At 65.9% G+C, this 25,587-nt stretch carries 32 protein-coding genes; 3 read left to right on the top strand and 29 right to left on the bottom strand.

Going from position 1 to position 25,587, the window contains the following annotated elements; genetic code table 11:
- Positions 1-514: 514 nt before the first annotated feature.
- The 4 genes from ACN2C7_RS08730 to crcB all read right to left on the bottom strand — a co-directional run bounded on the left by ACN2C7_RS08730 (position 515) and on the right by crcB (position 3,954).
- Positions 515-856 carry an endonuclease domain-containing protein gene (locus ACN2C7_RS08730; protein WP_419321123.1) on the bottom strand — a complete coding sequence of 114 codons (342 nt, stop codon included), beginning with the start codon at positions 854-856 and terminating at the stop codon, positions 515-517.
- A gap of 235 nt (positions 857-1,091) precedes the next feature.
- Positions 1,092-2,585: a putative 2OG-Fe(II) oxygenase gene (locus tag ACN2C7_RS08725; RefSeq protein ID WP_419321122.1), complete on the bottom strand. Its 1,494-nt coding sequence runs from the start codon at positions 2,583-2,585 to the stop codon at positions 1,092-1,094.
- Positions 2,582-3,571, bottom strand: coding sequence for an RluA family pseudouridine synthase (locus tag ACN2C7_RS08720; RefSeq protein WP_419321121.1), 990 nt, complete (start codon positions 3,569-3,571; stop codon positions 2,582-2,584). Before ACN2C7_RS08720 ends, ACN2C7_RS08725 begins: the two co-directional genes overlap by 4 nt.
- On the bottom strand, positions 3,568-3,954 hold the full coding sequence (gene crcB / locus ACN2C7_RS08715; protein WP_419321120.1) for a fluoride efflux transporter CrcB: 387 nt from the start codon (positions 3,952-3,954) through the stop codon (positions 3,568-3,570). Before crcB ends, ACN2C7_RS08720 begins: the two co-directional genes overlap by 4 nt.
- 143 nt (positions 3,955-4,097) lie before the next feature.
- On the opposite strand from crcB, the gene ACN2C7_RS08710 reads away from it, so the two are divergent.
- Positions 4,098-5,336 (top strand): hypothetical protein, encoded by a 1,239-nt coding sequence (locus ACN2C7_RS08710; protein WP_419321119.1) that lies wholly within the window; start codon positions 4,098-4,100, stop codon positions 5,334-5,336.
- Here the strand turns inward: ACN2C7_RS08710 and ACN2C7_RS08705 are convergent.
- The 11 genes from ACN2C7_RS08705 to ACN2C7_RS08655 all read right to left on the bottom strand — a co-directional run bounded on the left by ACN2C7_RS08705 (position 5,333) and on the right by ACN2C7_RS08655 (position 13,934).
- A complete protein-coding gene (locus ACN2C7_RS08705; protein WP_419321118.1) occupies positions 5,333-5,830 on the bottom strand; it encodes a CC0125/CC1285 family lipoprotein in 498 nt (165 codons plus the stop codon). The two genes, ACN2C7_RS08710 and ACN2C7_RS08705, sit on opposite strands and share 4 nt — an antisense overlap.
- Before the next feature lie 30 nt (positions 5,831-5,860).
- Positions 5,861-6,550, bottom strand: a complete 690-nt coding sequence (locus ACN2C7_RS08700; protein WP_419321117.1) for an RluA family pseudouridine synthase — start codon at positions 6,548-6,550, stop codon at positions 5,861-5,863.
- A 115-nt stretch (positions 6,551-6,665) separates the two neighbouring features.
- The gene (locus ACN2C7_RS08695) at positions 6,666-6,800 is read right to left on the bottom strand and encodes a hypothetical protein (RefSeq protein ID WP_419321115.1); all 135 of its coding nucleotides are present in this window, start codon (positions 6,798-6,800) and stop codon (positions 6,666-6,668) included.
- A complete protein-coding gene (locus ACN2C7_RS08690) occupies positions 6,797-7,024 on the bottom strand; it encodes a hypothetical protein (RefSeq protein WP_419321114.1) in 228 nt (75 codons plus the stop codon). Before ACN2C7_RS08690 ends, ACN2C7_RS08695 begins: the two co-directional genes overlap by 4 nt.
- A 69-nt stretch (positions 7,025-7,093) precedes the next feature.
- A complete protein-coding gene (locus ACN2C7_RS08685; protein ID WP_419321113.1) occupies positions 7,094-8,395 on the bottom strand; it encodes a replication-associated recombination protein A in 1,302 nt (433 codons plus the stop codon).
- Between the two features lie 95 nt (positions 8,396-8,490).
- Complete coding sequence (locus ACN2C7_RS08680) at positions 8,491-9,963, bottom strand: Do family serine endopeptidase (protein WP_419321112.1); 1,473 nt, start codon at positions 9,961-9,963, stop codon at positions 8,491-8,493.
- A 47-nt stretch (positions 9,964-10,010) separates the two neighbouring features.
- Entirely contained in the window at positions 10,011-11,258 is a 1,248-nt protein-coding gene (locus ACN2C7_RS08675; protein WP_419321111.1) for a TCR/Tet family MFS transporter, read from the bottom strand.
- The gene (locus tag ACN2C7_RS08670; RefSeq protein WP_419321109.1) at positions 11,255-11,773 is read right to left on the bottom strand and encodes an SRPBCC domain-containing protein; all 519 of its coding nucleotides are present in this window, start codon (positions 11,771-11,773) and stop codon (positions 11,255-11,257) included. Before ACN2C7_RS08670 ends, ACN2C7_RS08675 begins: the two co-directional genes overlap by 4 nt.
- The gene (locus tag ACN2C7_RS08665; RefSeq protein ID WP_419321108.1) at positions 11,770-12,093 is read right to left on the bottom strand and encodes an ArsR/SmtB family transcription factor; all 324 of its coding nucleotides are present in this window, start codon (positions 12,091-12,093) and stop codon (positions 11,770-11,772) included. The genes ACN2C7_RS08670 and ACN2C7_RS08665 overlap by 4 nt, the downstream gene beginning before the upstream one ends.
- 13 nt (positions 12,094-12,106) lie before the next feature.
- Entirely contained in the window at positions 12,107-12,565 is a 459-nt protein-coding gene (locus ACN2C7_RS08660; RefSeq protein WP_419321106.1) for a VOC family protein, read from the bottom strand.
- A gap of 100 nt (positions 12,566-12,665) precedes the next feature.
- On the bottom strand, positions 12,666-13,934 hold the full coding sequence (locus ACN2C7_RS08655; protein WP_419321105.1) for an ectonucleotide pyrophosphatase/phosphodiesterase: 1,269 nt from the start codon (positions 13,932-13,934) through the stop codon (positions 12,666-12,668).
- 184 nt (positions 13,935-14,118) lie between these two features.
- Here ACN2C7_RS08655 and ACN2C7_RS08650 point away from each other — a divergent pair, with 184 nt between their 5' ends.
- Together ACN2C7_RS08650 and ACN2C7_RS08645 are read left to right on the top strand one after the other, a co-directional pair.
- The gene (locus ACN2C7_RS08650; RefSeq protein WP_419321103.1) at positions 14,119-15,036 is read left to right on the top strand and encodes an ABC transporter ATP-binding protein; all 918 of its coding nucleotides are present in this window, start codon (positions 14,119-14,121) and stop codon (positions 15,034-15,036) included.
- Positions 15,036-15,854: an ABC transporter permease gene (locus ACN2C7_RS08645; protein ID WP_419321101.1), complete on the top strand. Its 819-nt coding sequence runs from the start codon at positions 15,036-15,038 to the stop codon at positions 15,852-15,854. The genes ACN2C7_RS08650 and ACN2C7_RS08645 overlap by 1 nt, the downstream gene beginning before the upstream one ends.
- 151 nt (positions 15,855-16,005) lie before the next feature.
- Here the strand turns inward: ACN2C7_RS08645 and ACN2C7_RS08640 are convergent, their stop codons facing one another.
- The 14 genes from ACN2C7_RS08640 to rpsN all read right to left on the bottom strand — a co-directional run bounded on the left by ACN2C7_RS08640 (position 16,006) and on the right by rpsN (position 25,582).
- On the bottom strand, positions 16,006-17,460 hold the full coding sequence (locus ACN2C7_RS08640) for an FRG domain-containing protein (RefSeq protein WP_419321100.1): 1,455 nt from the start codon (positions 17,458-17,460) through the stop codon (positions 16,006-16,008).
- Positions 17,461-17,651: 191 nt separating this feature from the next.
- A complete protein-coding gene (gene rplQ, locus ACN2C7_RS08635; protein ID WP_419251717.1) occupies positions 17,652-18,065 on the bottom strand; it encodes a 50S ribosomal protein L17 in 414 nt (137 codons plus the stop codon).
- A 191-nt stretch (positions 18,066-18,256) separates the two neighbouring features.
- The gene (locus ACN2C7_RS08630; RefSeq protein ID WP_062145568.1) at positions 18,257-19,273 is read right to left on the bottom strand and encodes a DNA-directed RNA polymerase subunit alpha; all 1,017 of its coding nucleotides are present in this window, start codon (positions 19,271-19,273) and stop codon (positions 18,257-18,259) included.
- A gap of 75 nt (positions 19,274-19,348) precedes the next feature.
- On the bottom strand, positions 19,349-19,738 hold the full coding sequence (rpsK, locus tag ACN2C7_RS08625; protein ID WP_035049391.1) for a 30S ribosomal protein S11: 390 nt from the start codon (positions 19,736-19,738) through the stop codon (positions 19,349-19,351).
- A 12-nt stretch (positions 19,739-19,750) separates the two neighbouring features.
- Entirely contained in the window at positions 19,751-20,119 is a 369-nt protein-coding gene (rpsM, locus tag ACN2C7_RS08620; RefSeq protein WP_419251718.1) for a 30S ribosomal protein S13, read from the bottom strand.
- A gap of 173 nt (positions 20,120-20,292) precedes the next feature.
- The gene (locus ACN2C7_RS08615; protein ID WP_419321098.1) at positions 20,293-20,862 is read right to left on the bottom strand and encodes an adenylate kinase; all 570 of its coding nucleotides are present in this window, start codon (positions 20,860-20,862) and stop codon (positions 20,293-20,295) included.
- 121 nt (positions 20,863-20,983) lie between these two features.
- Positions 20,984-22,339: a preprotein translocase subunit SecY gene (secY, locus tag ACN2C7_RS08610; RefSeq protein WP_419321096.1), complete on the bottom strand. Its 1,356-nt coding sequence runs from the start codon at positions 22,337-22,339 to the stop codon at positions 20,984-20,986.
- A gap of 142 nt (positions 22,340-22,481) precedes the next feature.
- Positions 22,482-22,976 carry a 50S ribosomal protein L15 gene (rplO, locus tag ACN2C7_RS08605; protein ID WP_419321095.1) on the bottom strand — a complete coding sequence of 165 codons (495 nt, stop codon included), beginning with the start codon at positions 22,974-22,976 and terminating at the stop codon, positions 22,482-22,484.
- A gap of 171 nt (positions 22,977-23,147) precedes the next feature.
- Positions 23,148-23,333, bottom strand: a complete 186-nt coding sequence (rpmD, locus tag ACN2C7_RS08600; RefSeq protein ID WP_419321093.1) for a 50S ribosomal protein L30 — start codon at positions 23,331-23,333, stop codon at positions 23,148-23,150.
- A 3-nt stretch (positions 23,334-23,336) separates the two neighbouring features.
- Positions 23,337-23,942, bottom strand: coding sequence for a 30S ribosomal protein S5 (gene rpsE, locus ACN2C7_RS08595; RefSeq protein WP_419251723.1), 606 nt, complete (start codon positions 23,940-23,942; stop codon positions 23,337-23,339).
- Positions 23,943-23,955: 13 nt separating this feature from the next.
- Complete coding sequence (gene rplR / locus ACN2C7_RS08590) at positions 23,956-24,312, bottom strand: 50S ribosomal protein L18 (RefSeq protein WP_035049377.1); 357 nt, start codon at positions 24,310-24,312, stop codon at positions 23,956-23,958.
- Positions 24,313-24,315: 3 nt separating this feature from the next.
- A complete protein-coding gene (gene rplF / locus ACN2C7_RS08585; protein ID WP_419321091.1) occupies positions 24,316-24,849 on the bottom strand; it encodes a 50S ribosomal protein L6 in 534 nt (177 codons plus the stop codon).
- A gap of 18 nt (positions 24,850-24,867) precedes the next feature.
- Positions 24,868-25,266 (bottom strand): 30S ribosomal protein S8, encoded by a 399-nt coding sequence (gene rpsH, locus ACN2C7_RS08580; protein ID WP_062145548.1) that lies wholly within the window; start codon positions 25,264-25,266, stop codon positions 24,868-24,870.
- Between the two features lie 10 nt (positions 25,267-25,276).
- A complete protein-coding gene (rpsN, locus tag ACN2C7_RS08575) occupies positions 25,277-25,582 on the bottom strand; it encodes a 30S ribosomal protein S14 (RefSeq protein WP_419321089.1) in 306 nt (101 codons plus the stop codon).
- Positions 25,583-25,587 lie beyond the last annotated feature (5 nt).

Genomic DNA, 25,587 nt, shown 5'->3' with positions numbered 1-25,587 from the left:
AATTCGCCACTGCGGCCAAGGAAAGCGCGGCCTACTGGAGTCCCGAGCCGCCACCGCCGACTATCCTCGCTGCAGACCTTGCGAGCGCTCTTGTGTCGAATATCGGGCTTCTACCGCCATCGACGCTGCAGTCTGCCTTCGAGCTATGCGAGGCAGCCGTTGTTGAAGGCTCTCCCGAGGAACAGGTGGCCTTTGCAACCGGCTTCTTGGAAGCTCTCCAAAACGCGGATGGACGAGGCGAGTTTGACTTTCAAACCATCGTCCCATTCCTCGGTGCAGCTTCGAAGGCGCATTGCGAAGGGATGGACGGCTTTCACGGTGCGCGGACGCCCGGACTTTAGGTCCGCCAACCACCCCGAACCGAAGTTGGGAAGGTCAGCTGGGTGGCGACGCCGCCGAATGTCTGAAAGCTGGAGTGATGCTCCCGGCTATGAACGACCCTGTTCAGACGCGATCAACCCTCTCTCTTTGAGAGAGGGCGGGGCCCGCCGCGCAGCGGTGGGAGGGTGAGAGGTTACACCCTGTCCGAACGAAGCACCGCCAGGATGTCCTCTGATACGCCGCCAGGGTCGGTCAGCACCCGCGCGTTGGGAAACCTGATCACAACATAGCCGTAGAGTTCCAGCGCCTGGGTGCGCTGTTCATCATAGTCCTCGCGGCCTTCATGGGCCTCGCCGTCTAGCTCCACGATCAGCTTGCCCGCCTCGCAAACGAAGTCGGCGAAGTAGCGGTCTATAGCGACCTGCCGCAGGAACCTGAACCCGCCCAGTCGGCGATTGCGAACGAGGGTCCATAGCGTCTTCTCGGCCAGGGTCTGGTTGCGGCGGAGGCGACGGGCAATGGCGGTCTTGTCCATGTCGAGAGCATGATCTGAAGCGTCAGGGCGCTCAACGACAGGAATCGGGATTTTCCGGCCAACGGCGAAACCTCTCACCCTCCCACCGCCTACGGCGGCGGGCCCCGCCCTCTCTCAAAGAGAGAGGGTTTCGATCAGAGCGTCCGACTTCCACCCGAACAGCCGATCGCAAGGCGCGCTCTCGGCGCCAACTGCCGAGTTTGGGCCTGCGGCTTCGGGGAGAGCGGATTGAGAACTAGGCGGGCACGACGTCGAACGCCATGGTCAGGCGATGCTCGGGCGAGGTGAAGGCCCGGGTGCCGTGCCACATGTAGGACGGAAACAGCACCAGCATCCCCGGCCGGGGGCGCACCTCATGCTCGGGCTCCAGAGCCGGGCGGGTGACGCAGCCGGGTTGGCCGAACTTGATCCAGCCTTCGCGCCTGTCCGCGTCGGCCACGCCGCCGGGCAGGTCCAGATAGAAGGCCGACGAGATCCAGCCCTGCGGGTGCACGTGGTCGGCGTGAAAGCCGTTGGGCGACAGCCGCACCGACCAGCCGCCGCTGACCCGGAAGTCGCCGCCGGCCCGGGCGCGCAGCGGGTCGTCGCCGGGACCGATGTCGGCCAGATAGTGCGCCACCACCTTGCGGACCTGGGCAAAGAAGGCCTGGAACAGCGGGTCGGGCGACTGGTGCAGTGAGGGAACCTGGCTGCCGCCGCGCAGGGACTGCTGCAGCGGGTGGGTCTTGAGGTCGTGCCGCTGGGCCAGCCGGTCGCGCAGGGCGCCCAGATAGGCGTCCAGACTGTCCCAGCCCTCCGGGGTCGGCAGGGTGTAGGCCCGCACAAGGCCCTCATAGTCGTTCAGCACCGCGCGGCGCGGATCGCCCGACAGCCGCCAGGCCGTGGATTGCAGGGCCAGGCCGTGCTGATCCAGCGGCGCGATGGCCCTCAGGCGTTCGGCGGTCTGGGACGCGGCGGCCGCATCGCCGACCGCCAGATGGGCCTCGGCCAGGGCGATCAGCACCTGGGGGGCCTGCGGGACCAGGCGTTCGGCGGCCAGGGCGTGGGCCAGCATGGCGTCGGCCTGGCCGATCTCGCCGGCCATGTGTGAGGCGGCCAGCAACAGCAGGGCGTCGTTCGGCTGGCGGATCAGGGCGTCGTTGAGAGTGGCGAAGGCGGCGGCCTTGTCGCCTGCGAACTCCTCGACCGTGCTCTTGAGCAGGATCAACTGGCTGTCAGCCGGATTGCGCGCCAGCGACGCCGTCAGGGCCTCCAGGGCCAGGACCAGATCGCCCGACCGCATCCAGCGCAGCTGGGCCAGGTTGCGATGGGCATCGCCGAACCCGTCCCGGCGGCTGATGGCCGCCCTGAACGCGGCCTCGGCCTCGTCGTAACGGCTCTGGCCCTGCAGGGCGCGGCCCAGCACCAGCCAGGCTTCGGGCGCGTCGAGGCCCAGGGCGATGGCCTTGCGGATCGCCGCCTCTGTCTCTTCGGCCTGAGCCAGGTCACCCAGGGTGGCGGCCAGATTGTACCAGGCGATGCGGTCATGGGGCGTGGCGGCCACGGCCCGGCGGTTGAAGGCCAGCGCCTCGTCATGTCGGTCGACGCCCTTCAGCGCCGCCGCATGAACGATCAGCATCCCGGCCCCGGCCAGGGGCGAGGCCGCAGGCGCGCGCGTCAGGGCGACCGCATCGGTCGAGCGGCCCTGGTCCAGAAGCGTCCAGGCTTGCCGAACGACCTCCGCCGTCATCGCCGCTTGATCTGCTTCTTTGCGAACGGATCCTGATCGGCCTCGTCTTCCGAGAAGCCGAACTTGGCGAAGCCGGCCTTCAGCTCGGGGCTGATCGGCGCCTCGATGAACAGCATGCCCACCGACGGGTGCGGCAGCATCACCGAGCGGGCGTGCAGCTGCAGCTTCAGGCCTTCCGACAGCTGGGTCGACTTTTCGTCGCTGTATTTCGGGTCGCCCAGGATCGGGTGGCCGATGGCCTTCATGTGAGCCCGCAGCTGGTGCGTGCGACCGGTGTGCGGACGCAGGGCCATGAAGGTGACGCGCGGGCCGGCGCGGCTGATCGAGACGAACTCGGTCTCGGCCGGCTGGGCGTCCTTGTCCTTGGGCTCGGCGGGAACCACCAGTTCACGATCGCCTACGCCACGCTTGGCCAGGTGCAGCTCGATCACGCCTTCGACGGGGTGCGGGTTGCCCTGGACGATGGCCCAGTAGGTCTTCTGCGCCTTGCGCTTGGCGAACGAGCCCGACAGTCGCGCGGCGGCGGCCGGGGTCTTGCCCAGCAGCAGCACGCCCGAAGTGTCGCGGTCCAGACGGTGGACCAGCTTGGGCCGGTTGACGCCCTCGCCCCAGGCCGACAGCAGCTTGTCGATATGGTGGGTGGTCTTGGTGCCGCCCTGCACGGCCAGGCCGGCGGGCTTGTTTAGGGCCAGGACTTCCTCGTCCTCGTACAGCACCAGCGACTTGGCAAACGCAATGTCGCGCTTGGACAGCACCAGCTTTTCGTCGGGATCGGGCGCGTCGGGCAGAGGCGGCACGCGCACCTGCGAGCCGGCCGCCAGCTTGGTGTCGGCCTTCACGCGCGAGCCGTCGACCCGCACCTGACCGGAGCGGAACAGCTTGTTGAGCTGGATGTGGTTGAGGTGGGGCCAGCGGCGCTTGAACCAGCGGTCCACCCGGGTGCCATCCTCGCCCGCGTCCACATAGAGCGTGCGTACTTCTTTCATGCCGCGAACATCCTGCGGGCGATCAGAAGGCCCGCGTAAAGGGCCGCCACGGACAAAAGCACGCTGGCGGCGGAATAGGTGAAGGCCTGGCTGTAGTCGCGCTTCTGAATCATCAGCGCGGTCTCCAGCGAAAAGGCCGAGAAGGTCGTAAAGCCGCCCATGACGCCGACGGCGAGCAAAAGGCGGACCGGTTCGTGGTTGGCGTTGCCCCGGTGCGCCAGCCACGAGGCCAGCACGCCCATCAGGAAACCACCGATCACATTCACCGCGAAGGTGCCGTAAGGCCAAGCCGGTCCCATCAGCCGGAGGGCCTGGGCGCCCACCAGATAGCGGGCGACCGAGCCGACGGCGCCGCCGGCGGCTACGAGAAGCAGTTTGGTCATTGGCTCCTTATGCGCCGAGCGGGGCCGAACGCCAAGTCGCGCACGGATTTCTTCGCGGTGAACATCGTTGGAAACCTTGTTTCCGAACGAGAGGTTAAGCGTGCCAGCGGCATTCTGGCCGCTCCTCTTGTGAACCGAGCCCCATGCCCTTCGACAGCAACGCCCAGGACGATACGACCCAGCGTCTCGCTCTGCCCGCCCCTGTCCTGCACCGGCTGGCCGGGAGCGAGCTGATCGCGCGCGGCTCGGTGAACGTCATCAGCGTCCAGGCCATCCGCGCCTGGGCCGGCGACTGGTGGTCGCAGAAGCGCGGCGATGTCTGGACCTATGTCGAGCGCAAGCTGGCCGAACACCTGGACCGCAACGACATGCGGGCCCGCATTTCCGACAGCGAATTCCTGATCGCCATGAACAGCGACCAGGGCCTGGCCGCCCAGGCGACCAGCGTCCGCATCCTGGAAGACGTGCTGACCCACCTGCTGGGCTCCGTCGACATGAGCGATCTGGGGATCAGCACGGTCATCGGCCTGAACGGCGGCGAGGCCATCTGCCGCCGGATCGACGCGGCTACGGTGCTGGCGGCCCGCGCCCGGCGTGACTCCAAACGCTCACCGGTGCGGCGGGCGGTCGAGGACGGCGATGAGTCACGACGCACCCCCGTGGCCTTCACCACTGCCGGCGGCGCGGCCCTGCGGGTCGATTTCACGCTGGAACACGTGATCAGCCTGCGCCGCAATGTCACCACGGCGATCCGCATCGAGCCGGTGGTCACCCATCTGGCCAGCGGGCGCCAGGCCAATGCACGGGCGATAACCCGCCTGCCCGACCGCGACATCGCCTTTATCGACGAGGCGACCCTGAAGTATGCCGCCGTGTTCGCGCGCGGCGCCCAGGGCCACAACGTTCCTGACCTGATCCTGCCGGCCTCGTTCCGCACCCTGGGCACCCAGCGCGGCCGCGACATGCTGACCGGAACGCCGGGCCTGTCGCTGGCCCTGCTGCGCGGCGGCGTGATGATCGAGCTGGTCGATATCACCCGCGGCACGCCCTCGGGCCGCCTGCTGGAAGTGGTTGGTCTGCTCAAGGCCCTGACACGCGGCGTCATCGCCCGGGTGCCGCCGGAGAAGGACGCCCTGCGCGGTCTGAAGGAGGCGCGCCTGAACGGCCTGACGCTGGACGCCTCGGACCTCGCTGGACCGGCGGAGCGGATCGCGGCCGACATCATGAACTTCGGCCGCGACGTCAAGGGCGTGGCGCCGATGACCACGCTGCAGGGCCTGCCCGCCGAGGGCTATTTCGCGGCGGCCGAGACTGCGGGTCTGACCCACGCGGCCCTGCGCGCCAACCACCCGCTGGCGGCCAGGACGGCAGAGGCCGCCTAGATCGTGCTGCGGCCGTAGCCCACCGAGCGGATGATCGCCTGAGCGACATAGACGTCGGCGTCACGCGGCGCCGCGCCCCTGCCGAACACCACTTCCAGCGAGCTCGTCACGGTGGGTCCGGGGCCCAGGTCGAAGCTTGTGCCGAGGCCCAGGCCAATCGAGCTGTGCCCGCCATAGCGGCTGGAGCCCCCGCCAATCGACAGGCGCGGTCCACTACCAGCCCCGGTGCTCGTCGTCAGGCGATCCGACACCCGAAACCAGTCATAGCCGTCGCGCACCGCCAGCTCGGCCGCACGCAGCAGGGCATAGTCTGAAACCTGCTCAACGGGCGCGCCGGGGCCGCCCTGGAAGGTGACGCGGTAGCGGCCGGGCTCCAGCCGAAACTCCGAATAGCCGACGCCCGCCGACGCGGTCCTGGCGGCGTAGAGGGTGGGCGCGCTGGCGCAGCCGCTCAGCAGCAGCAGGGACAGGGCAAGACCGGCGAGGCGTTGCATGGCGTTTCTCCTGACCTTTAAACGGCTTGGCTAGGCGCGCTGTTCCGGAAGCGGCAGGCCAAGCTTTTCCAGCATGGCGACCATATCGGCCGGGACCGATGCGGCGATCCGGCGCTCGCCACCCTCGGGATGCGGAAACACCAGGTGGGCCGCGTGCAGCATCAGACGCGGAACCGCCGTCCCGCCCAGCATCAGCGCCCCGCCGTAACGGCTGTCGCCCGAGATCGGCCGGCCGATCGAGGCCATGTGGACGCGCAGCTGGTGCATGCGGCCCGTGTCCGGCGACAGCTCCACCAGGGCGGCCGTCGCGTTGGACGACAGGGTGCGATAGCGGCTGCGGGCGGTCTCGGCGTCGGGGTGGTCGGGCTCGCAGACCCGCATATAGGCCTCGCGGCCGATCGACTCGCGGCGCAGTGGACTGTCGATCATGCCGCCCTTGGGCTCCGGCGCGCCCGGCGCGACGATGGCCATGTAGGACTTGCGGAAGCGCTTGCCCATCAGGGCCTTGCCCAGGAACGCCGCCCCCGGCTTGGTCTTGGCGGTCAGGATGACGCCGGAGGTGTCGCGGTCCAGCCGGTGGATCAGACGCGGACGCGGACGACCGGGCCGCGCGAAGGCCCAAAGCAGGTCGTCCAGCGTATGGGCCTGGATGCGGCCGCCCTGGCTGGACAGGCCGGCCGGCTTGTTCAGCACGATGACGCTGTCGTCCTCGTGGATCACCCAGGACCGCGCCAGGGCGATCTCGTCGTCCGTCAGGGTGATGGGCGCGTCGGAAGCCTTGGGCTTGGGCGCGAGGGGCGGACGGCGGGGGGGACGTTGGCCCGGGGGAAACGGCTTATTCAGCGGAGTGAATCTCGCGGCGACGCTGGGCCTCCAGCCCATCAAGCTCACGCTTGAGGAAGAGCGCATAGACGCCAACCGCAATCCAAATTGGCCCCAGGATATAGATCATGCCCTCGAGCGGCGTCATGGTTGTTCTCCGTGGGGCGCAGCATACCACGCTATGAGGTGCAGCACGAGCGCGAGCGCTATTCCCACGTAGCTCGCCGCCTTGAATCCAGCGCCCTTGAGGTATGGCTCTATGAACGACGCGCCCGTGATCGCGTAGGCGTAGGTGGTCGTGTTCGTGATGAAAAGCTTCAGGCGCACCCTGAGCTCAGCTCGACGTCTCTCAGGGTCGACGGTGCGCGCCACGAGCGTTTCTCCAAATGCTGCAGGAACAAATAGAGAACAACTTTTGGGCGAACGCAAGCGAAAACTCGCCTACTTTCCGTCCCGCCGCACCTTCCCCCACGCGTCCAGCCGTTCCCGAACCTTGGCCTCCGCGCCGACGGGCTTGGGCTCATAGAACCGGGGCCGCGCCATGCCGTCCGGGAAGTAGTTCTGGCCCGAGACGCCGCCCTCGACATCGTGGTCATAGGCGTAGCCGTCGCCATAGCCGAGCGACTTCATCAGCTTGGTCGGGGCGTTGAGGATGTGGGCCGGCGGGGCCAGGGAGCCGGTCTCCTTGGCGGCGCGGCGCGCGGCCTTGAAGGCGGTATAGACGGCGTTGGACTTGGGCGCGCTGGCCATGTGGACCACGCACTGGGCCAGGGCCAGTTCGCCTTCGGGACTGCCCAGAAAGTCGAAAGCGTCCTTGGCGGCCGTGGTCAGGAGCAAGCTGAGAGGATCGGCCGCGCCGATGTCCTCGGACGCCATGCGCACCAGGCGGCGGGCGATGAACAGCGGGTCCTCGCCGCCCTCCAGCATGCGCGCCAGCCAGTAGAGCGCTGCGTCGGGATCGCTGCCGCGCACCGATTTGTGCAGGGCCGAGACGAGGTTGTAGTGCTCCTCGCGGTTCTTGTCGTAGGCGGGCCGGCGCTTCTGCAGAAACTGGCCCAGCTGAGTGGCGTTCAGCGGGCTGTCGGTTCCGACCGACAGCAGGGTCTCGGTCAGGGTCAGCAGATAGCGGCCATCGCCGTCGGCCATGGCGATCAGGGTGAAGCGGGCGTCGGCGTCGAGCGGCAGCTTGCGACCCTCGACCGCCTCGGCCTTGGCCAGCAGGGCTTCCAGCGCTTCCTCGTCCAGGCGCTTGAGCACGAACACCTGGCAGCGTGACAGCAGAGCGCCGTTCAGCTCGAACGAGGGGTTTTCGGTGGTCGCTCCGACCAGGGTGATGACCCCCTCCTCCACGAACGGCAGGAAACCGTCCTGCTGGGCGCGGTTGAAGCGGTGGATTTCGTCGACGAACAGCAAGGTCGACTGGCCGGCCATGCGGCGGCCGCGCGCCTGTTCGAAGGCCTTCTTCAGGTCAGCGACGCCCGAAAACACCGCCGAGATCTGCTGGAACTCGTAGCCGCCGGCCTTGGCCAGCAGGCGGGCGATGGTGGTCTTGCCGGTGCCGGGCGGGCCCCACAGGATCATCGACGACAGGCGCTTGGCCGCCGCCATCCGGCCGATCGGCCCCTCGGGACCCAGCAGGTGCTCCTGCCCCACTACCTGGTCCAGCGTCTGGGGCCGCAGACGCTCGGCGAGCGGCGTCGGCGCATGTGGCGTCAGGCCGGCGGCTTGGAAAAGATCGGACATGGCCATGGTCTACAAAACTGGAGAGGTCATGACCAACGAAGAAGACCCGGCGCGGGGTTCCGCGCCGGGTCCATCGTGTTGGCCTGATCAGGGTGTCAGGTGTTGAACCGCGCCGTGATCCGCTGGCCGCCACGTTCGATGGTCACGGTCCAGGCCCGGCCGCCGCTGTTCGACAGAGCGGCCAGCTCAGCTACGGTGTTGATCGGCCGGCCATTGACCTCGCGGATGAAATCGCCCGGACGCAGACCGGCGCTCAGCGCGAAACCCTGGCCGATCTTGCTGACCAGCACGCCCCGGCCCGCGAACGGGTCAGCGCCCAGGTCCTGGGCCACGGCCGGCGACAGGTTCAGCACCGTGGCGCCGTCGAAGGGGTTGCGGCCGGTCAGCGTCTTCTCGTCACGGGCCGGGCTTTCGGGCGCGGCCTCGGCGCGGACGGTCAGGGTCTGCTCGCGCTCGCCGCGGCGGATGACCATCGGCACGCGGTCACCGACCTTGTGGGTGCCGATCGCGAAGGCGCCGCCGCCCTCGTCGTTCACGACGCTGCCGTCGATCGACAGGATGATGTCGCTTTCCTTCAGCCCCGCCTTGTCGGCCGAGGAACCGGGATAGACCTGGGCCACCAGCACGCCGCGCGGGGCGGCCATGCCCAGGCTGCGGGCGATCTCGGCAGTGACGGGTTGGCCCTTCACGCCCAGCCACGGACGCACCACGCTGTGGCCGCCGCCCAGGGCGGCGTTGACCACCTGCTTGACCACAGCGGCGGGAATGGCGAAGCCCACCCCGCTGGACGAGCCCGAGCGCGAGATGATGAAGGTGTTGATGCCGATCAGGTCGCCGTCCATGTCGACCAGCGGACCGCCGGAATTGCCCGGATTGATCGAGGCGTCGGTCTGGATGTAGCTGCCGAAATCGGCCGCGCCCACGTCGGTGCGGGCCATGGCCGAGATGATGCCGTTGGTCACCGTCTGGCCGACGCCGAACGGATTGCCCAGGGCCAGGACCAGGTCGCCGACCTCCAGCTGTTCCTGATCGTCGATGGCCATGACCGGCAGGCGCTCGCCCTTGGTGTCGATCTTCAGCACGGCCAGGTCGGCGCGCGGATCGTCGAGCAGGACGGTGGCGATGAACTCGCGACGGTCGGCCAGCTGGACGGTGATCTCGCCCCGGCCTTCGACGATGCCCTCGATGTTATGGTGGTTGGTGATGATCACCCCATCGGCGCGGACGATGGCGCCCGAGCCCAGCGAGCCCTGCACCTGATCGCGCGGCGCGCCGCCGCCGCCGCCCATGAAGAAGTCCCAGAACGGATCGCGGGCCTGGGTGCGCACCACCCGGCGGCTGGCCACATTGACCACGGCCGGCGCGGCCTTCTTCACCACCGGCGCGAACGAGGCCTTCATCGAGGCCGGATCGGTGGGCGCGCGTCGGGTGGGCTGGGCCAGGTCCGGGATCGCCTGGGCGCTGGACGGGCCTTGCGGCGAACAAGCCGCCAGCAGGATCAGGGCGGGAAACAAAGCGCGATGGGCTCGCATGGGTGTGGAGTGTCTCCTTGGAAGCGACCCGGACATCGCCTGAGCTTTCGGGCGCATTGATGGCCGCTCGGCGTCCTGACCGGTCAGGCCGGGCGCGGTTCGGCTGAGATAGGGTGTGCGAAGCGGAACGCCAGGGCCGTGCCGGCCAGCATCAGGGCGGCGGCGAGCAACACCGGCAGGCCGGGCATGTGCACGGTCGCGTCGTTGCGCACCGCCCAGGCGAACGGGGCCAGATACAGAACCGGGCCGACGATCGAGGCGATCCCCATCATCGCTGAATTGGCGCCCTGCAACTGTCCCTGCTCGTGGGGCGCGACCCGGCGGGTCATCAGGCCCTGCAGGCCCGGCTGGATCAGACCCGAGAAGGCGAAGATCGGCAGACCGCAAAGATACAGCCAGCCTGTCGGGGCCAGGGCATAGATCGAAAAGCCGACAAAGCCGCAGAACAGGCCGATCAGCAGCGCGCCGCGCTCGCCAACCGCCTTGACGATCCGGCCGACCAGCAGGGCCTGCAACAGAATTCCGGCTATGCCACTGGCCATCAGGGTCAGGCCGATGGTCTGGACCGACCACTGATAGCGAAAGCCCATATACAGCACGAACACCGACGGCAGCACGTTGTGCGCCAGCTGGAACAGGAAGCCGACGCCGGCCAGGCCCAACAGGTCAGGCTTGCTCCGCAGCAGGGCCAGCGAGCCGAGCGGATTGGCCTTTTTCCAGTCGAAGGTCTTGATGCGGCGCTCGGGCGGCAGGGACTCGGGCAGCACGAAATAGCCGTACAGCCAGTTACACAGGGCCAGGGCCGCGCAGACCAGGAACGGCAGGCGGTGATCGAACTGCCACAGCCAGCCGCCCAGGGCCGGACCGAAGGTGAAGCCGACGCCGAAGGCGGCCCCCATCAGGCCAAAACCCTTGGCGCGGTTCTCCGGCGTGGTGACGTCGGCCACATAGGCGCCGGCGGTCGAGAAGCTGGCCGCCGTCATGCCGTTGAACACCCGGCCGACAAACAGCCACCACAGGTTCGGCGCAAAGGCCATGAACAGGAAGTCGACACCCAGGCCGAAGATCGAGGTCAGGATCACCGGGCGACGGCCAAAGCGGTCGGACAACAGGCCCAGAACCGGCGCGCAGATGAACTGCATCACGCCCCAGGTGGTGGCGAACAGCACGTTCCACAGCGCGGCGTCGGCCGTGTCGCCGCCGTTGAACCGCTTCACCAGCTCGGGCAGCACCGGGATCATGACGCCCAGCGACAGCACGTCCATCACGGCGGTGACGAAGATAAAGCCCAGGGCCGCCTGCCGGCGCCCGCCCGTGATGGTCTGAGTCATGCGTCGTTCTCCCCGGCGCGCCCTAGTTGCCGGTCCGTCGCCGCGACCGCAAGGCCGTCCAGCAGGTCACGCCACCATTCTCCGTGCCGGCGCAGGAACAGGCCGTCGGGGAAGGTGTGGCGCGCCACGTGCGCGGTCGGCACGCTGTCCCAGCCGCGATGCTCAACCGTAACCCGCGTGCCGTCCTCGACGGCCTCGAAGCGAACCTCGACCTCGGTGTCCATGTCGGGGGCGAAGGTCGCCTGCCGCCAGCCGACCACCAGCCGCTGGCCCGGCTCCCAGACCCGCACCGTGCCGACCTCGAACACCTTGCCCGAGGCCAGGCGCTCGACCAGACGACGACCGCCTTCGCCCTCCCCCTCGATGGCTTCAAAGGCCATGACACCCGGCGACCGGGGCGTGAAGGCGAACAGCGGATTGGGCCGCCACCAGGCGGCGATCTCGGTGGTGAAGGCCTCGAACACCCGCATCGGCGGGGCCTTGATGCGCAGGGCGACAACGACGCGCGAACTCATGCGCCCTCCACGTGAGCCTTCAGCGCCGTGAGTTGGTCGACCCAGTGGGCTTCCGCGATTTCCAGCCAGGCCTTGAGCTCGTCCATGGGTCCAGCCCTCAACTGATAGACCCGCACGCGGGCGTCGAAGTCGGGATGGCTCTCCTCGATCAGTCCCGACTGGCGCAGGGTCCGCAGATGGCGGCTCATGGCCGGCGGGGTCAGGCCGACGGCCTGCGCCAGCTCCCCGGCCCGATGTGGCCGCGCGCGCAGCAGGTCGACGACCCGCCGGCGGTGCGGATCAGCCAGGGCGGCCAGGGTGCGGTCGAGCGAGGCGGTCACGCTGGGCCCAGGCTCATCCCTGACCCGTGATCTTCAGGCCTGTGCGACGCTCCATCTCCTGCACCGACACGGTCTCGACGTTTCGCGCCACCGTCCAGATGTGGCCCTCGGGATCTTTGCAGCGATAGGTGCGATCACCGTAGAACTGGGTCGCGGGCTCAACCAGGATTTCAGCGCCCGCCGCCCGCGCCCGCTCGCAGTGCGCGTCAAGCTCGCCCTCGCTCAGCTGGATATGCACCGTCTGGGTGTTCTTGCCGCCCACCGAGGCCGGGCTCTTGTGGTCGTCGCTCCACTCGTTGCCGATCATCACGCAGGCATTGCCGAAGCGCATTTCGGAATGGCCCAGATTGCCCTCGGCGTCCTCGACCAGAAAGACCAGCTCGAAACCGAACGCCTTTTCCAGCCAGGCGAGCGCCGCCTTGGGGTCGCGGTAGCAGACCGCCGAGATCAGGTTGGGACGCCAGTCAGCCATCGTGCCGCTCCTATCGGATATCGACAATATTTAACGCATATGGAAACTATATCCGCAAGTCCGGGGACGCTCATTCTCTACCTATTGGCCGGCAAGCCCCCTAGCGCAGCGCCTGGGCCACAACCTTCAGCCGGCCGTCGCCCTTCTCAGGCTTCACGCCCGAGATCCTGGCCAGCAGCGGATAGACGTCGACATTGTCGAACACCGGCAGCACCACGCCCGGCTTGATCGACGGCCCCCTGGCGATGAACACCGCGCGCATGGCCGGGTCATAGGGATCAAAGCCGTGCTGGCCGCCGTCCAGCCCCTCCCACTTGCCGGGCTTTTCCATCATCTTGCGGGTCGTCACATACCAGCCGGTCTCCGACAGGCAGACAATGGCCGGCACACGCGGATTGCGGCCGTAGTGATAGCGCTCGGGGATCTGGCCCTTCTTCCAGCAGGTCAGGTGCGGTAGCGGCTTGAGCAGCGCCGCCTCGACCTGCGCCTCGAAGCCGGGCAGCGGTGTCAGGCCGACAACCGCGCCGGTGGTGACCAGCCTGACCGTGGACAGGTCGAGCACGTCGTCCAGCGGCCAGCGCTGGGACGGCGGAACCAGGGCCATGCCGTGGTCGGCGACGAAGACGATGTCGGTCGTTTCGAACCGCCCCCGCGCCTTCAGGCCCTCGACCAACCGCGCTATCGCTTGATCGACCTCGGCCACGGCGGCGCGGGCCTGCGGTGAGCCGGGTCCATAGTGATGGCCCTCGGTGTCGACGACATCGAAATACAGGGTGGAGAGCCGCAGCTCGGGCCCCTTGGGATCGTCCAGCCAGGCCAGCAGCGTATCGACCCGGTCATTCGACGGCATGGCCTGGTTGAAGGCCATCCAGCGCGACGGACGCACGCCGCTGATCTGCGTCTCCGAGCCGGGCCAGAACATCGCCGCCGCCTTCAGACCCTGCTTCTCGGCAGAGACCCACAGCGGCCAGGCCTGGCTCCACCAGCGCGGGTCATGCACGGCGTCAGCGTTGGACATCGAGAAGCGCACGCCGGGAATCGTCTCGTCTTCCATGACGTTGTTGACGATACCGTTGCGGTCAGGCCGCTTGCCGGTGATCAGGGTGTAGTGGTTGGGAAAGGTCAGGGTCGGGAAGGACGGCCGCATGGCGCCGCGCGCGCCGTCGGCGGCCAGGGCGTCCAGGGTCGGGGTGTCGCCCTGGCCCAGATAGTCGGCCCGGAAGCCGTCGCTGGACACCAGGATGGTGAGCCGGCTCTTGGGCGGTGCGGCGACCTCGCCCCCGCCCGCTTGCATGGAGGCGCAGGCCGACAGCACCAGGGCGGCGGCCACGGTCGCTCCAAGGGACACAAGGCGGAACAGGCTCTTCATGGCGCAACCCTTTCGACAGTCTTGAGGCGTCGATGCCAGCCGGACGTTTCGCCCATGTGACAGGCGCGTGTGACAGGGGCTTAAGACAGCGCCGCATGACCTCGTCTTAACTTGGCGGGCGAGAACCGCACCCCCATAGTCGCCGCCAACGACAGGATTCTCCTGTAACGGAAGCCGCATCCGCATGAGCATCGCCCTTGAGGCCACCGGCCTCACCAAGACCTACGGGACCGTTCGCGCGCTCGACGACTTTTCGATCGCCATACCGGCCGGCGGCGTGTTCGGCGTGCTGGGTCCCAACGGGGCCGGCAAGAGCACGCTGTTTCGCATCGCCCTGGGTCTGGTGCGCCCCACCAGCGGCTCGGCCCGACTGTTCGGGGCCCCGGCCGGCGACCTGACCGCCCTGCGCCGGGTCGGCGCCATGATCGAGACGCCGCGCTATCCGCCCTATCTGACCGCCCGCGACACGCTGCAGATGCTCGCCCTGGAGAGCGGGTTCCAGAACCCCGACATCCCCGCCTGGCTGGAGCGGGTCAGCCTGACCCATGCCGCCGACCGCGCCACCGGCGGCTTCTCGGTCGGCATGAAGCAGCGTCTGGGTCTGGCGGCGGCCTTCTTCACCCGTCCCGAACTGGTGATCCTGGACGAGCCGACCAGCGGCATGGACCCGGCCGGCATCCAGGAGATCCGCGCCCTGATCGTCGATCTGGCCAAACACGAGGGCGTGACGGTCATCCTGGCCAGCCACCAACTGGACGAGGTCAAGCGCGTCTGTGATCGCGTCGCCATCCTGTCGCGCGGCAGGGTCGTGGCGGAAGGCGGCGTGGCTGAACTCACCGCCGGGGAAGCCCGCCTGCGCCTGACCCTGGCCTCTGCCCTCGCCCCGGTCCTGGCGGTACTGGGTGATCGCGGGCAGGCCGATGGACCCGATGCCGTGCTGGCCGACATTCCGCGCGCCGAGGCGCCCGCCGTGATCCGCGCCCTGGTCGAGGCCGGCGCCGAGATCGTCGAGGCCCGCTGGCGCGAGGTCGACCTTGAAGGCGTCTATCTGAAGTCGCTGGGCCAGGCGCCCACGGCCGCCACCCCGGAAGGAGCCGCCTGATGCTGGCCGACGCCATCGCCGCTGAACGCTTCCGCCTGCTGCGCGACCGTTCGGCCCTGTTCTGGGGCTTCGGCTTCGCGCCGCTGGTGGTCTTCTTCCTCGCCATCGGCGGTGACCTGTTCATCCGCAACATCATCAAGCGACCCATGCCGGGCGCGACCATCGATCTGGCGGTCCAGGTCATCAAGGCGCTGGGCAATGGCGCCTCGACGATGGCGGCGCTGTTCCTGATGATCGGCGCGGCCTCGATCCTGGCCGGCGACTATCGCTGGGAGACCTGGCGCCTGCGCACGCCGCGCAACAGCCGCTTCAACCTGCTGGCCGCCAAGCTGATCGTGATCGGCGAGGCGATCCTGTGGAGCCTGATCCTGACCGTGATGCTGACCCTGGCGGCGGCCGTGATCGGCGCTGGGATCAACGGCAAGGCCATCGTCGCCTCGACCCTGGGCCTCTCCGAAATCGCCGGCGTCTTCGTGGTCACCTGGCTGGAGGCCATGAGCCTGGCGGCCCTGGCTGCCTGCGTGGCGGTGGTGGCGCGCTCGCCGATGGCCGCCGTCGTGGTCTGTCTGGTGGTTCGCTTCGTCCAGTCGATCCTGGCGGGCGCCCTCGGGGCCATGAATCCGGAACCGACCTGGAAGGTTCTGGCCATCCCCGCCTATGACGCGGACCTGCTGCGCGCCTTCGTCACCGCGCCGTCGCATGCCGGGCCGGACGGCGGACCCGCCGGCTGGGCGCTGCTGGTGCTGCTGGGCTGGATCGCGGCGCTGACGGCGGGGGCCATTGTGCTGTTCAAGCGGCAGGACCTGACGCGGGAGTAGGCGGTGGGAATCTACTATCAACCCGAATACTCCCGCTCGTCAGATCCTACTTTCCAGCTCAGAAAAGGTGACCACGGGCAGCAAATAAAATGAGCGAAGTCTTTCGAACAGCGCCGTCTGAAACTAAAATAATTCCAATCGCGCTCATATTTCAGGAAAGCTGCGGTAGCTTGTACTGACGACGAAGGTGAACCGCAGTCTGCTCAATGCTGGGGTATACTGTCGTCGCATTGATGTTCAGGCGGTTGAGCTGGGCGAGAATATGCGCCTTATTCCTGATCGTTATGCGCGCGATCGCGATGTCCTCCTGGCCCGTCTCGGGCAGCGTGGCCTCATGGCCGAACAGAAGAAAGGCCCCCGACTGAGATCGGATCCGCGTATTGGTCCGCTTGGCCTTCACGCAGATTATAGAGCCGAGATCGTCGGGAACGATCTTAGCCTCAAAGTAAGCCTTCTCAGATTTTATATGATGAAGAAGTTTTTTGGCCACATCAGTTTCATTGAAAGATTTCTCACTCAACGATAAATCTATATCGCTCTTTTGATCATAAGTTAGGTTTGAAAGATTAGATAGACAGCTAACACTGTCAGAATCGTAGTATTTTAAACGATCTGACGAAACTTGAAAGACGATAACTTCACCTGTCTTTCTCTTGCTATCATCAGAACCGTCGCAGGCGAAGAACAACGCCACGAGCGGGTTCCCGGATATGTCAAGCAATCGGGTCGGAAGTCCGTAATGTTGCATCCGCACGAGGCGGTCGAAACAGTACTGATCACCTGCGAAGTCGTCATAATGCGCGATCAAAAGTTCCTTATTGAGCCTGTCTTCCTTAGGCATGAATTGCCATGAACCGTCCGGCCACTTGCGCAGCAATGACGGGGTCAGTTCAAACTGAGCGTCTTCGTGGCCGCGAAAGAAGGTCTCGACGGTTTCCCCGATATCAGACTTCGAGAGAATCTTGAGAAAACCCTCAACGCTACGTGCCTCGCCGAGAAGATTCTTGTTACGCGGCGGCGGCTCAGCTCCGGGATCTCCGATAGCGGGTACCCGAACCGCACCGTCGTTCCGAGCAACGGGCTTCAAGGCGTAAAGACGGTCGAGGATTTGCTCGACATCACCTTCTCGAACCGCCCAGTGGGTTCGGTGTAGTTGAAAGGCGTCTAGATCGAAGAGCGCCTGGGCCGCAGCGCGGTTCTCGAAGTCGATCTCGCCGAATTCCACCAGGGGCCTGAAGGTCGTGTTGACTTCACGCCGACCTGACATCGTCTGTTCGATCCGGCCGAACCTGACCACCATCCGGGCGGCACCATCGAGTTGCGCCAGTTCGCTGCACAGGAAAGTCGGCAGTTGCTCTAGGAAGGCGATGGCCGTCGGATCCAGACCCTCGAGGCGTTTTTCGATGTCGGTCGGGGTGTATTCGAACATTCGCCCCCTAGACATGGCAATCGGGCCGTCCGCGTCAGCCACGTAACCCATGTCGCCAAAGGCGATATAGTTAAAGTTATCAGCCATAATTACCGGTTCGCCCGTTCGAGAAGTAACTATCAACTGCCGTTCGCTGCCCTGCAAGCGCGAGCGACTAATCGGGAACGTAGCCAGCACAACTGGGCTTCATAAGTCGTGGCTAGTTCTGGCTCGGCCAGCCAATGGTGTAGTGCGGGCCAACTGCCTAGGCCGGCGGTGCGACCCCACCATCCAGACTGCCCGGTTCGGACGCCCGCCACCCAAACCCCAAAACGCAAAAAAGGCCCCGGATCGCTCCGGGGCCTTTTTCGTTCAGCCTGGGCTGAGACTTAGTCTTCGGCTTGGGCCGAGTAGTCGGGGCCCGAGTCCTTGCCCTTGGCCGAGACGTCGCGGTCGACGAACTCGATCACGGCCAGCGGAGCGTTGTCGCCGTAGCGGAAGCCGGCCTTCAGGACGCGGATGTAGCCGCCCTGACGGGTCTGATAGCGCGGGCCGATGGCTGCGAACAGCTTGCCGACCTGTTCGACGTCGCGAACGATGCTGATGGCCTGACGACGCGCGTGCAGGTCGCCGCGCTTGGCCAAGGTGACCAGCTTTTCGACGAAGGGACGCAGTTCCTTGGCCTTGGGCAGGGTGGTGACGATCTGCTCGTGCTTGATCAGCGAGGCCGACATGTTGGCGAACATGGCGGTGCGGTGAGCGGACGTGCGGCCGAGTTTACGGTGAGCTTTACCGTGACGCATTGTAGTGTCTCCTGGGCCTTGGCCCGCAGTGGCGCGATCTAGCGCTGATTGTCACCCATCCCAGCCTGTTCCCAGCCGGGTCAGAACGAAGCGCCGGGGCCCTCCACCGCAGTTGCGGCTTCAAAAGGCCCAGGCCGCCCGCCGTCCCCGAAGGGTGGCGAGCGGCCTGGATCGAGCGCGATACGCTAATCTTAGATCTGGTCTTCGAACTTCTTGGCCAGGTCTTCGATGTTTTCGGGCGGCCAGTTCGGCACGTCCATACCCAGGTGCAGCGCCATGCCAGCCAGCACTTCCTTGATTTCGTTCAAGGACTTGCGGCCGAAGTTCGGGGTGCGCAGCATCTCGGCTTCGGTCTTCTGGATCAGATCGCCGATGTAGACGATGTTGTCGTTCTTCAGGCAGTTGGCCGAACGAACCGACAGTTCCAGCTCATCAACCTTCTTCAGGAGCGCCGGGTTGAACGGCAGCTCAGGCTTGGCCTCGTCGGCCGACTTGGCCTTGGGCTCTTCGAAGGTGATGAAGATCTGCAGTTGGTCTTGCAGGATCCGGGCGGCGTAGGCCACGGCGTCCACCGGAGTGACGGCGCCGTTGGTTTCGACTTCCAGGATCAGCTTGTCATAGTCCAGCGACTGGCCTTGACGGGTCGGCTCGACGCGATAGGCGACGCGCTTGACCGGCGAGTACAGGGCGTCGACGGCGATCAGGCCGATCGGCGCGTCTTCCGGACGGTTCTTGTCGGCCGGGACGTAACCCTTGCCGGTGTTGACCGTGAACTCCATGCGCACGGTGGCGCCGTCGTCCAGCGTGCAGAGCACGTGGTCGGGGTTCAGGATCTCGATATCCGAAGGCGTTTCGATCTGACCAGCGGTCACCGGGCCGGGGCCGGTGGCGCGGAGCGTCATGCGCTTCGGGCCCTCGGCGTGCATGCGCACGGCCAGTTGCTTGATGTTCAGAACGATGTCGACGACGTCTTCGCGGACGCCTTCGAGCGAGGAGAATTCATGTACGACGCCATCGATCTGGATGGCGGTAACGGCTGCGCCCTGAAGCGACGAGAGCAGAACGCGACGGAGCGCGTTGCCGAGCGTCACGCCGAAACCACGCTCGAGCGGCTCAGCCACGATCCGCGCCTTGCGGGTCGCGTCGGCGCCAGTCTCGATTTGCGGCTTCTCAGGACGGATCAGCTCGTTCCAGTTTCTTTCGATCACGTGGTCGATCCCTTGAACGCGGCTCGCCGGCCGCGTTTTGCGCAGCCGGCGAAGGAGAATTGTGTCTAAAAAGTACTAGACGCGACGACGCTTGGGCGGACGGCAGCCGTTGTGCGGGATCGGCGTGACATCGCGGATCGTCGTGATGGTCATGCCCGCGGCCTGAAGGGCGCGCAGAGCCGACTCACGACCCGAACCCGGACCCGACACGTTGACCTCGAGGGTCTTCACGCCGTGCTCGGCAGCCTTCTTGCCCGCGTCTTCCGCAGCCATCTGAGCGGCGTACGGGGTCGACTTGCGCGAACCCTTGAAGCCCATCGCGCCGGCGCTGGACCAGGAAATGGTGTTTCCCTGGGCGTCGGTGATGGTGATCATGGTGTTGTTGAACGAGGCGTTCACGTGCGCCACGCCCGAGGTGATGTTCTTGCGTTCGCGCTTTTTAACGCGACCCGGTTCCTTGGCCATCGTCAGGCTACCTTATTTCTTCTTGCCGGCGATCGGCTTGGCCGGACCCTTGCGGGTGCGAGCGTTCGTGTGCGTGCGCTGACCGCGGACCGGGAGGCCCTTACGGTGACGCAGGCCGCGATAGCAGGCCAGGTCCATCAGTCGCTTGATGTTCATCGAATTTTCGCGGCGCAGGTCGCCTTCGACGGTGAAGTCCTTGTCGATCGTTTCACGGATCTGCAGGACTTCTGCGTCGGTCAGCTGATTGACCCGGCGGGCGTCATCGAGGCCCACCTTCGTGACGATGTCACGAGCGGACTTCTGGCCGATGCCATGAATGTACTGAAGCGCGATCAAAACGCGCTTGTTCGTCGGTATGTTGACGCCTGCAATACGGGCCACGTCTAATGTTCTCCTAGTCACGCACTAAAGACGCGAACGGCGCGCCCGGCCCGGCCTTACGACCCAGTCCGGCGCGCACAGATCGCGCCCTTTCGCGGAAGCGCCCCGTTATAGGGATCGTTGCGCCGCCGTCAATGGTTGAATCCGCCGAAAATCAACGAATTGAAAATGTCTTACACCGCGCCCAAGAGCGCCGCGTCGATAGAGGCCGCGACTGCTTCCACAGGCGCCATGCCATCCAGTTCCGTCAGCTTACCCTGCTCTACATAGTAGGGCAGCAAAGGCGCCGTCTGGGCGTTGTAGGCGGCCAGACGGGTCACGAAAACTTCCGGATTGTCGTCAGGTCTGCCCTGCTCGGCGAATCTCTTCGAGATGCGTTCGATCAGGGAGGGCTCGTCTACCTTGAGTCGGAGGACGAGGTCGATCTTCTGCCCGCGAGCGGCCAGCATTTTATCCAGCGCCTGGGCCTGGGCCACGGTGCGGGGAAATCCGTCGAAGATGGCGCCGCCAGCGGCCTCAGCCTCGGCCAGACGGTCCTCGATCAGGGCAATGACGATCTCGTCGGTCACCAGGTCGCCACGGTCCAGCACGCCCTTGACGCGGGCGCCCAGCTCGGAGCCGGACGCGATCGCCGCGCGCAGCATGTCGCCGGTGGAAAGCTGGACCATGCCGCGCTCGGTGACGAGCCGCTTGGCCTGGGTCCCCTTCCCCGCCGCCGGCGGTCCGAACAGGATCAAGTTCATGAATGCCCCTTCGCGCGTCGCCGAGTCTTCGCCCGGTCATCTTCCCCAGCAGACCTAGAGTGCGGGGAAAAAAAACGGAAGCCGGTTTTGTGACAAACCGGCTTCCAGAACGCTTTATTCTCTAGCGGCCTTTGCCGCCGCGGAGTTTCGACTTCTTGATCAGGCCCTCATACTGGTGCGCCAGCAGTTGGGACTGGATCTGCGCCACGGTGTCCATGGTCACCGTCACCACGATCAGCACCGAGGTGCCGCCTAGGGCGAACTGGGTGGCGCCCAGGCTCGTCATCATGATTTCGGGCACCAGACAGACGGCGGTGATGTAGGCCGCGCCGATCACCGTCAGGCGGGTCAGCACATAATCCAGGTACTCGGCCGTCCGCTTGCCCGGGCGGATGCCCGGCAGGAAGCCGCCGTACTTGCGCAGGTTCTCGGCCGTCTCGTCGGGGTTGAACACCACAGAGGTGTAGAAGAACGAGAAGAAGATGATCAGCCCCGCATACAGCATCATGAAGGCCGGCTGACCGTGCTGTAGCGCGCCCACAGTGCCCGGCAGCCAGGCTGCCCAAGGCGGAAGGTTCGCCGTCGACAGGAAACCCATGGCGGTCGTCGGCAACAGCAGCAGGCTGGACGCGAAGATCGGCGGGATGACGCCGGCGGTGTTGATCTTCAGCGGCATGAACGAGGTGTCGCCGCCAATCATGCGGTTGCCCTGCTGACGCTTGGGATAGTGAACCAGCAGCCGACGCTGCGAGCGCTCGATGAAGACGATCGCCCAGACCGCCGCGACGGCGAGGAACACGATCACGAACAGCGGCAGGTAGTTGCCCGAGGTCTGCGACTGCACCAGCAGTTGGCCGATGCCGCGCGGCAGGCCCGCCACGATGCCGGCGAAGATGATCAGGGAGACGCCGTTGCCGACGCCGCGGCTGGTGATCTGCTCGCCCAGCCACATCAGGAACAGTGTGCCGCCCGTCAGGGCCACGACCGTGGAGGCGATGAAGAAGGGACCGCTGATCCCGTCAAACACCAGGCCGGGCTGGCTATGCAGGCCAACGGCGATGCTGAACGACTGCACGATCGCCAGAACCACAGCCAGATAGCGGGTGTACTGGTTGAGGGTCTTGCGGCCGGCTTCGCCGCCTTCCTTCTTCAGCTTTTCCCACGGCGGATACACCGAGCCCATCAGCTGCACGATGATCGAGGCGCTGATGTAGGGCATCACGTTCAGCGAGAAGATCGCCATCCGTTCGACCGCGCCCCCCGAGAACATGTTGAACATGCCCAGGATGCCCTTCGACTGGCCCGCAAAGGCGTTGGCGAAGGCCTCCGGATTGATGCCGGGGATCGGCACATAGGTGCCAAGGCGGAAGACGACCAAGGCGATGATCGTGAACCAGATGCGCTTGTGAAGTTCGGTCGCCTTTTGGAACGACGCGAAATTCATGTTGGCTGCGAGTTGTTCGGCGGCCGAGGCCATTCAATTCCCCACGACTCTAATACTGAGCCACAAATAGGTGAGGCCCGCCGTGATGTCACGGCGAGCCCCCTAATTCTGTCATCCCGGTCGAAACAAAGTCCCGCAGGCGCGGCCAGCGCGCCCTCGGGATGACAATATGGACTTAGGCCTTGGCGTCTTCGGCTTGAACCTTGACCTTCTTGGTCACGGTCACCGAACCACCGGCGGCTTCAACGGCCTTGATGGCCGCTTCGGTCGCCGAATAGACGGTCAGCTTCAGGGCCGACTTGATCTCGCCCTTGCCCAGCAGCTTCACGCCGTCCAGTTCGCGACGGATCACGCCGGCGGCGACCAGGTCGGCCACCGAGACGTCGGCGCCGGCCTTCAGCTTGCCAGCTTCGACAGCCTGTTCCAGGCGCCACAGGTTCACTTCAGCGAAGTCCAGGCGGAAGGGGTTGTTGAAGCCGCGCTTAGGCATACGCATGTGCAGCGGCATTTGACCGCCTTCGAAGCCTGCGATGGCGACGCCCGAGCGCGCCTTCTGGCCCTTGACGCCGCGACCGGCGGTCTTGCCCTTGCCCGAACCGGGACCACGGCCAACGCGCATGCGGCCCTTGGTCGAACCTGGGGTCGGGGCGAGTTCATTAAGCTTGGTCATGTGTGCCTCTCCTTGGAGATCTGCGCCTGGCCAGGGGCCAGACTCGGCTTGAAAAATTGAAGATCGTCCGTCGCCCTGCCCTCGTTTCCCGATGGGATCGGAAGGCGGAACTTCAAACGAAAACCACCCCGGCTTTCACCGGGGTGGCGATTTCGGCGTCGTGTAGCAGACCTACTCGACGATTTCCAGCAGATGCTGGACCTTGCGGATCATGCCGCGAACCGAGGGGGTGTCTTCCAGCTCGGACTCGCGTCCCAGCTTGTTGAGACCCAGGCCAGCCAGTGTTGCGCGCTGGGTGGCGTTGCGGCGGATCGGGCTGCCAGTTTGGCGAACCTTGACGGTTTTAGCTTCAGCCATGTCTTAGCCCTCGATGGCGTCCGGAGCCGAAGCTCCGTCGGCGCGGCGGCCGAGAATGTCGCCAACCTTCTTGCCGCGCTTGGCGGCGATCTGGCGGGGCGACGATTGAACCTTCAGGGCCTCGAACGTGGCGCGAACCATGTTGTACGGGTTCGAAGAACCCGTCGACTTGGCCACAACGTCCTGGACGCCCAGGGTTTCGAGAACCGCGCGCATCGGACCACCGGCGATGACGCCCGTGCCGGGAGGGGCAGCGCGCATCATGACCTTGCCAGCGCCCCAACGGCCGTAGCCGTCGTGGTGCAGGGTGCGCGACTCGCGGAGCGGGACGCGGACCATGGTCTTCTTGGCTTCTTCGGTCGCCTTACGGATGGCTTCCGGCACTTCACGCGCCTTGCCATGACCGAAGCCGACGCGGCCCTTTTGGTCGCCAACGACCATCAGAGCAGCGAAGCTGAAGCGACGGCCGCCCTTAACGGTGGCGGCGACGCGGTTGATGTGGACGAGCTTTTCGACGATGTCGCTGTCGACCCGCTCTTCGGGGGCGTTGCGGTCGCGACGGCCGCGATTGGGGCCGCCGTCTCCACGCTGTTGATCACCACGAGCCATGCTGTGATTTCCCTTAGAAATTCAGGCCGGCTTCGCGCGCGGCGTCGGCCAGGGCTTTCACCCGACCGTGGAAGATGTAGCCGCCGCGATCGAAGACGACGTCCTTGACGCCCTTTTCGATGGCGCGCTCGGCGACGAGCTTGCCGACCAGTGCAGCCGCGTCCTTGTCCGCGCCCTTGGTCTTGCCTTCACCTTCGAGGGTGGAGGCGGCAGCCAGGGTCACGCCGCGTTCATCATCGATGATCTGGGCGTAGATGTTCTTGGACGAACGGAAGACCGTAAGACGCGGACGACCGTTGGACAGGGCCTTGAGGCGGGTGCGGGTGCGTTGGGCACGACGCACGGCGGATTCGCGAGGTGTGAGCGCCATGGCTTACTTCTTCTTGCCTTCCTTGCGGCGAACCTTTTCGCCGGCATAACGAACGCCCTTGCCCTTGTAGGGCTCGGGAGGACGAATGCGGCGAATCTTCGCGGCAATCTCGCCAACCGCCTGCTTGTCAGCACCGGCGATCTTGATTTCGGTTTGCTTCGGAACCGCGAAGGTGACGCCAGCCGGAGGCTCGACGTTCACATCGTGGCTGAAACCGAGCTGGATGGAGAGCGCATCGCCCTTCATCGCGGCGCGGTAACCGACGCCCACCAGTTCGAGGGTTTCCTCGAAGCCGGCAGTGACGCCTTGCACCATGTTGGCCACCAGCGTGCGGGACAGACCCCACATCGACTTGGCGCGCTTGCTCTCGTCGCGAGCCACCAGGAGGAGGTCGGAACCTTCCTGGGTGACGACGATCTCGTCTGCGATGGTCCAGGCGAGTTGCCCCTTGGGGCCCTTCACCGTGACCGTCTGCCCGTCGATCGTGACATTCACGCCCGAGGGGATCGCGACGGCTTTTTTACCGATACGTGACATGCTCTTTCCCTCCCGCGCCTAGTAGACGCGGCAGAGGACTTCGCCACCGACATTAGCGTCGCGTGCGGCGGAGTCCGACATGACGCCCTTCGGCGTCGAAAGGATCGAGATGCCCAGGCCGTTCTTGATCGGCTTCAGGTCCTTGATCGACGAATAGACGCGGCGGCCCGGCTTGGAGACGCGTGCGATTTCGGCGATCACGGGCTCACCGTCAAAATACTTGAGCTCGATCTCGAATTCGGGGAACGCACCGGGCTTCTCGACGAGCGAGTAGCCGCGGATGTAGCCTTCGTCGGCCAGCACGTCCAGGACACGAGCGCGCAGCTTGGAAGCCGGCGTCGCAACCTTGGCGCGCTTGCGCGTGGCGGCGTTCTTGATGCGAGCGATCAGGTCGCTCAGGGGATCGTTCATCGACATATGATCGTCCTCACCAGCTCGACTTGACGAGGCCGGGGATCTGGCCCGACGAGCCGAGCTCGCGGAGCGCGATACGGCTCATCTTCAGCTTGCGATAATAGGCGCGCGGACGGCCCGTGACTTCGCAACGGTTACGAATGCGAACAGCGGAGGAGTTACGCGGCAGCTTCGCGAGCTTCAGACGAGCTTCGAAGCGATCCTCGAGCGGCAGGCTGTCGTCATTGGCGATTGCCTTGAGCGCAGCGCGCTTGTCGGCGAATTGCTTGACGAGAGTCTTGACCATCTCGTTACGATTGACGGCGCTTTTCTTGGCCATGGTGT

The sequence above is a fragment of the Caulobacter sp. ErkDOM-E genome, assembly GCF_048541895.1.
GTDB lineage: Bacteria > Pseudomonadota > Alphaproteobacteria > Caulobacterales > Caulobacteraceae > Caulobacter.
The sequence above is the reverse complement of the archived record's forward strand: the minus strand, read 5'-3'. Positions and strand labels throughout refer to the sequence as shown.

Bases quoted from the DNA above. Each gene is read 5' to 3' on its own strand.
- ACN2C7_RS08730 (WP_419321123.1), bottom strand. From the start codon at position 856: ATGGACAAGACCGCCATTGCCCGTCGCCTCCGCCGCAACCAGACCCTG.
- ACN2C7_RS08725 (WP_419321122.1), bottom strand. From the start codon at position 2,585: ATGACGGCGGAGGTCGTTCGGCAAGCCTGGACGCTTCTGGACCAGGGC.
- ACN2C7_RS08720 (WP_419321121.1), bottom strand. From the start codon at position 3,571: ATGAAAGAAGTACGCACGCTCTATGTGGACGCGGGCGAGGATGGCACC.
- crcB (WP_419321120.1), bottom strand. From the start codon at position 3,954: ATGACCAAACTGCTTCTCGTAGCCGCCGGCGGCGCCGTCGGCTCGGTC.
- ACN2C7_RS08710 (WP_419321119.1), top strand. From the start codon at position 4,098: ATGCCCTTCGACAGCAACGCCCAGGACGATACGACCCAGCGTCTCGCT.
- ACN2C7_RS08705 (WP_419321118.1), bottom strand. From the start codon at position 5,830: ATGCAACGCCTCGCCGGTCTTGCCCTGTCCCTGCTGCTGCTGAGCGGC.
- ACN2C7_RS08695 (WP_419321115.1), bottom strand. From the start codon at position 6,800: ATGACGCCGCTCGAGGGCATGATCTATATCCTGGGGCCAATTTGGATT.
- ACN2C7_RS08685 (WP_419321113.1), bottom strand. From the start codon at position 8,395: ATGTCCGATCTTTTCCAAGCCGCCGGCCTGACGCCACATGCGCCGACG.
- ACN2C7_RS08680 (WP_419321112.1), bottom strand. From the start codon at position 9,963: ATGTCCGGGTCGCTTCCAAGGAGACACTCCACACCCATGCGAGCCCAT.
- ACN2C7_RS08675 (WP_419321111.1), bottom strand. From the start codon at position 11,258: ATGACTCAGACCATCACGGGCGGGCGCCGGCAGGCGGCCCTGGGCTTT.
- ACN2C7_RS08670 (WP_419321109.1), bottom strand. From the start codon at position 11,773: ATGAGTTCGCGCGTCGTTGTCGCCCTGCGCATCAAGGCCCCGCCGATG.
- ACN2C7_RS08660 (WP_419321106.1), bottom strand. From the start codon at position 12,565: ATGGCTGACTGGCGTCCCAACCTGATCTCGGCGGTCTGCTACCGCGAC.
- ACN2C7_RS08655 (WP_419321105.1), bottom strand. From the start codon at position 13,934: ATGAAGAGCCTGTTCCGCCTTGTGTCCCTTGGAGCGACCGTGGCCGCC.
- ACN2C7_RS08650 (WP_419321103.1), top strand. From the start codon at position 14,119: ATGAGCATCGCCCTTGAGGCCACCGGCCTCACCAAGACCTACGGGACC.
- ACN2C7_RS08645 (WP_419321101.1), top strand. From the start codon at position 15,036: ATGCTGGCCGACGCCATCGCCGCTGAACGCTTCCGCCTGCTGCGCGAC.
- rplQ (WP_419251717.1), bottom strand. From the start codon at position 18,065: ATGCGTCACGGTAAAGCTCACCGTAAACTCGGCCGCACGTCCGCTCAC.
- rpsK (WP_035049391.1), bottom strand. From the start codon at position 19,738: ATGGCCAAGGAACCGGGTCGCGTTAAAAAGCGCGAACGCAAGAACATC.
- ACN2C7_RS08615 (WP_419321098.1), bottom strand. From the start codon at position 20,862: ATGAACTTGATCCTGTTCGGACCGCCGGCGGCGGGGAAGGGGACCCAG.
- secY (WP_419321096.1), bottom strand. From the start codon at position 22,339: ATGGCCTCGGCCGCCGAACAACTCGCAGCCAACATGAATTTCGCGTCG.
- rplO (WP_419321095.1), bottom strand. From the start codon at position 22,976: ATGACCAAGCTTAATGAACTCGCCCCGACCCCAGGTTCGACCAAGGGC.
- rpmD (WP_419321093.1), bottom strand. From the start codon at position 23,333: ATGGCTGAAGCTAAAACCGTCAAGGTTCGCCAAACTGGCAGCCCGATC.
- rpsE (WP_419251723.1), bottom strand. From the start codon at position 23,942: ATGGCTCGTGGTGATCAACAGCGTGGAGACGGCGGCCCCAATCGCGGC.
- rplR (WP_035049377.1), bottom strand. From the start codon at position 24,312: ATGGCGCTCACACCTCGCGAATCCGCCGTGCGTCGTGCCCAACGCACC.
- rplF (WP_419321091.1), bottom strand. From the start codon at position 24,849: ATGTCACGTATCGGTAAAAAAGCCGTCGCGATCCCCTCGGGCGTGAAT.
- rpsH (WP_062145548.1), bottom strand. From the start codon at position 25,266: ATGTCGATGAACGATCCCCTGAGCGACCTGATCGCTCGCATCAAGAAC.
- rpsN (WP_419321089.1), bottom strand. From the start codon at position 25,582: ATGGCCAAGAAAAGCGCCGTCAATCGTAACGAGATGGTCAAGACTCTC.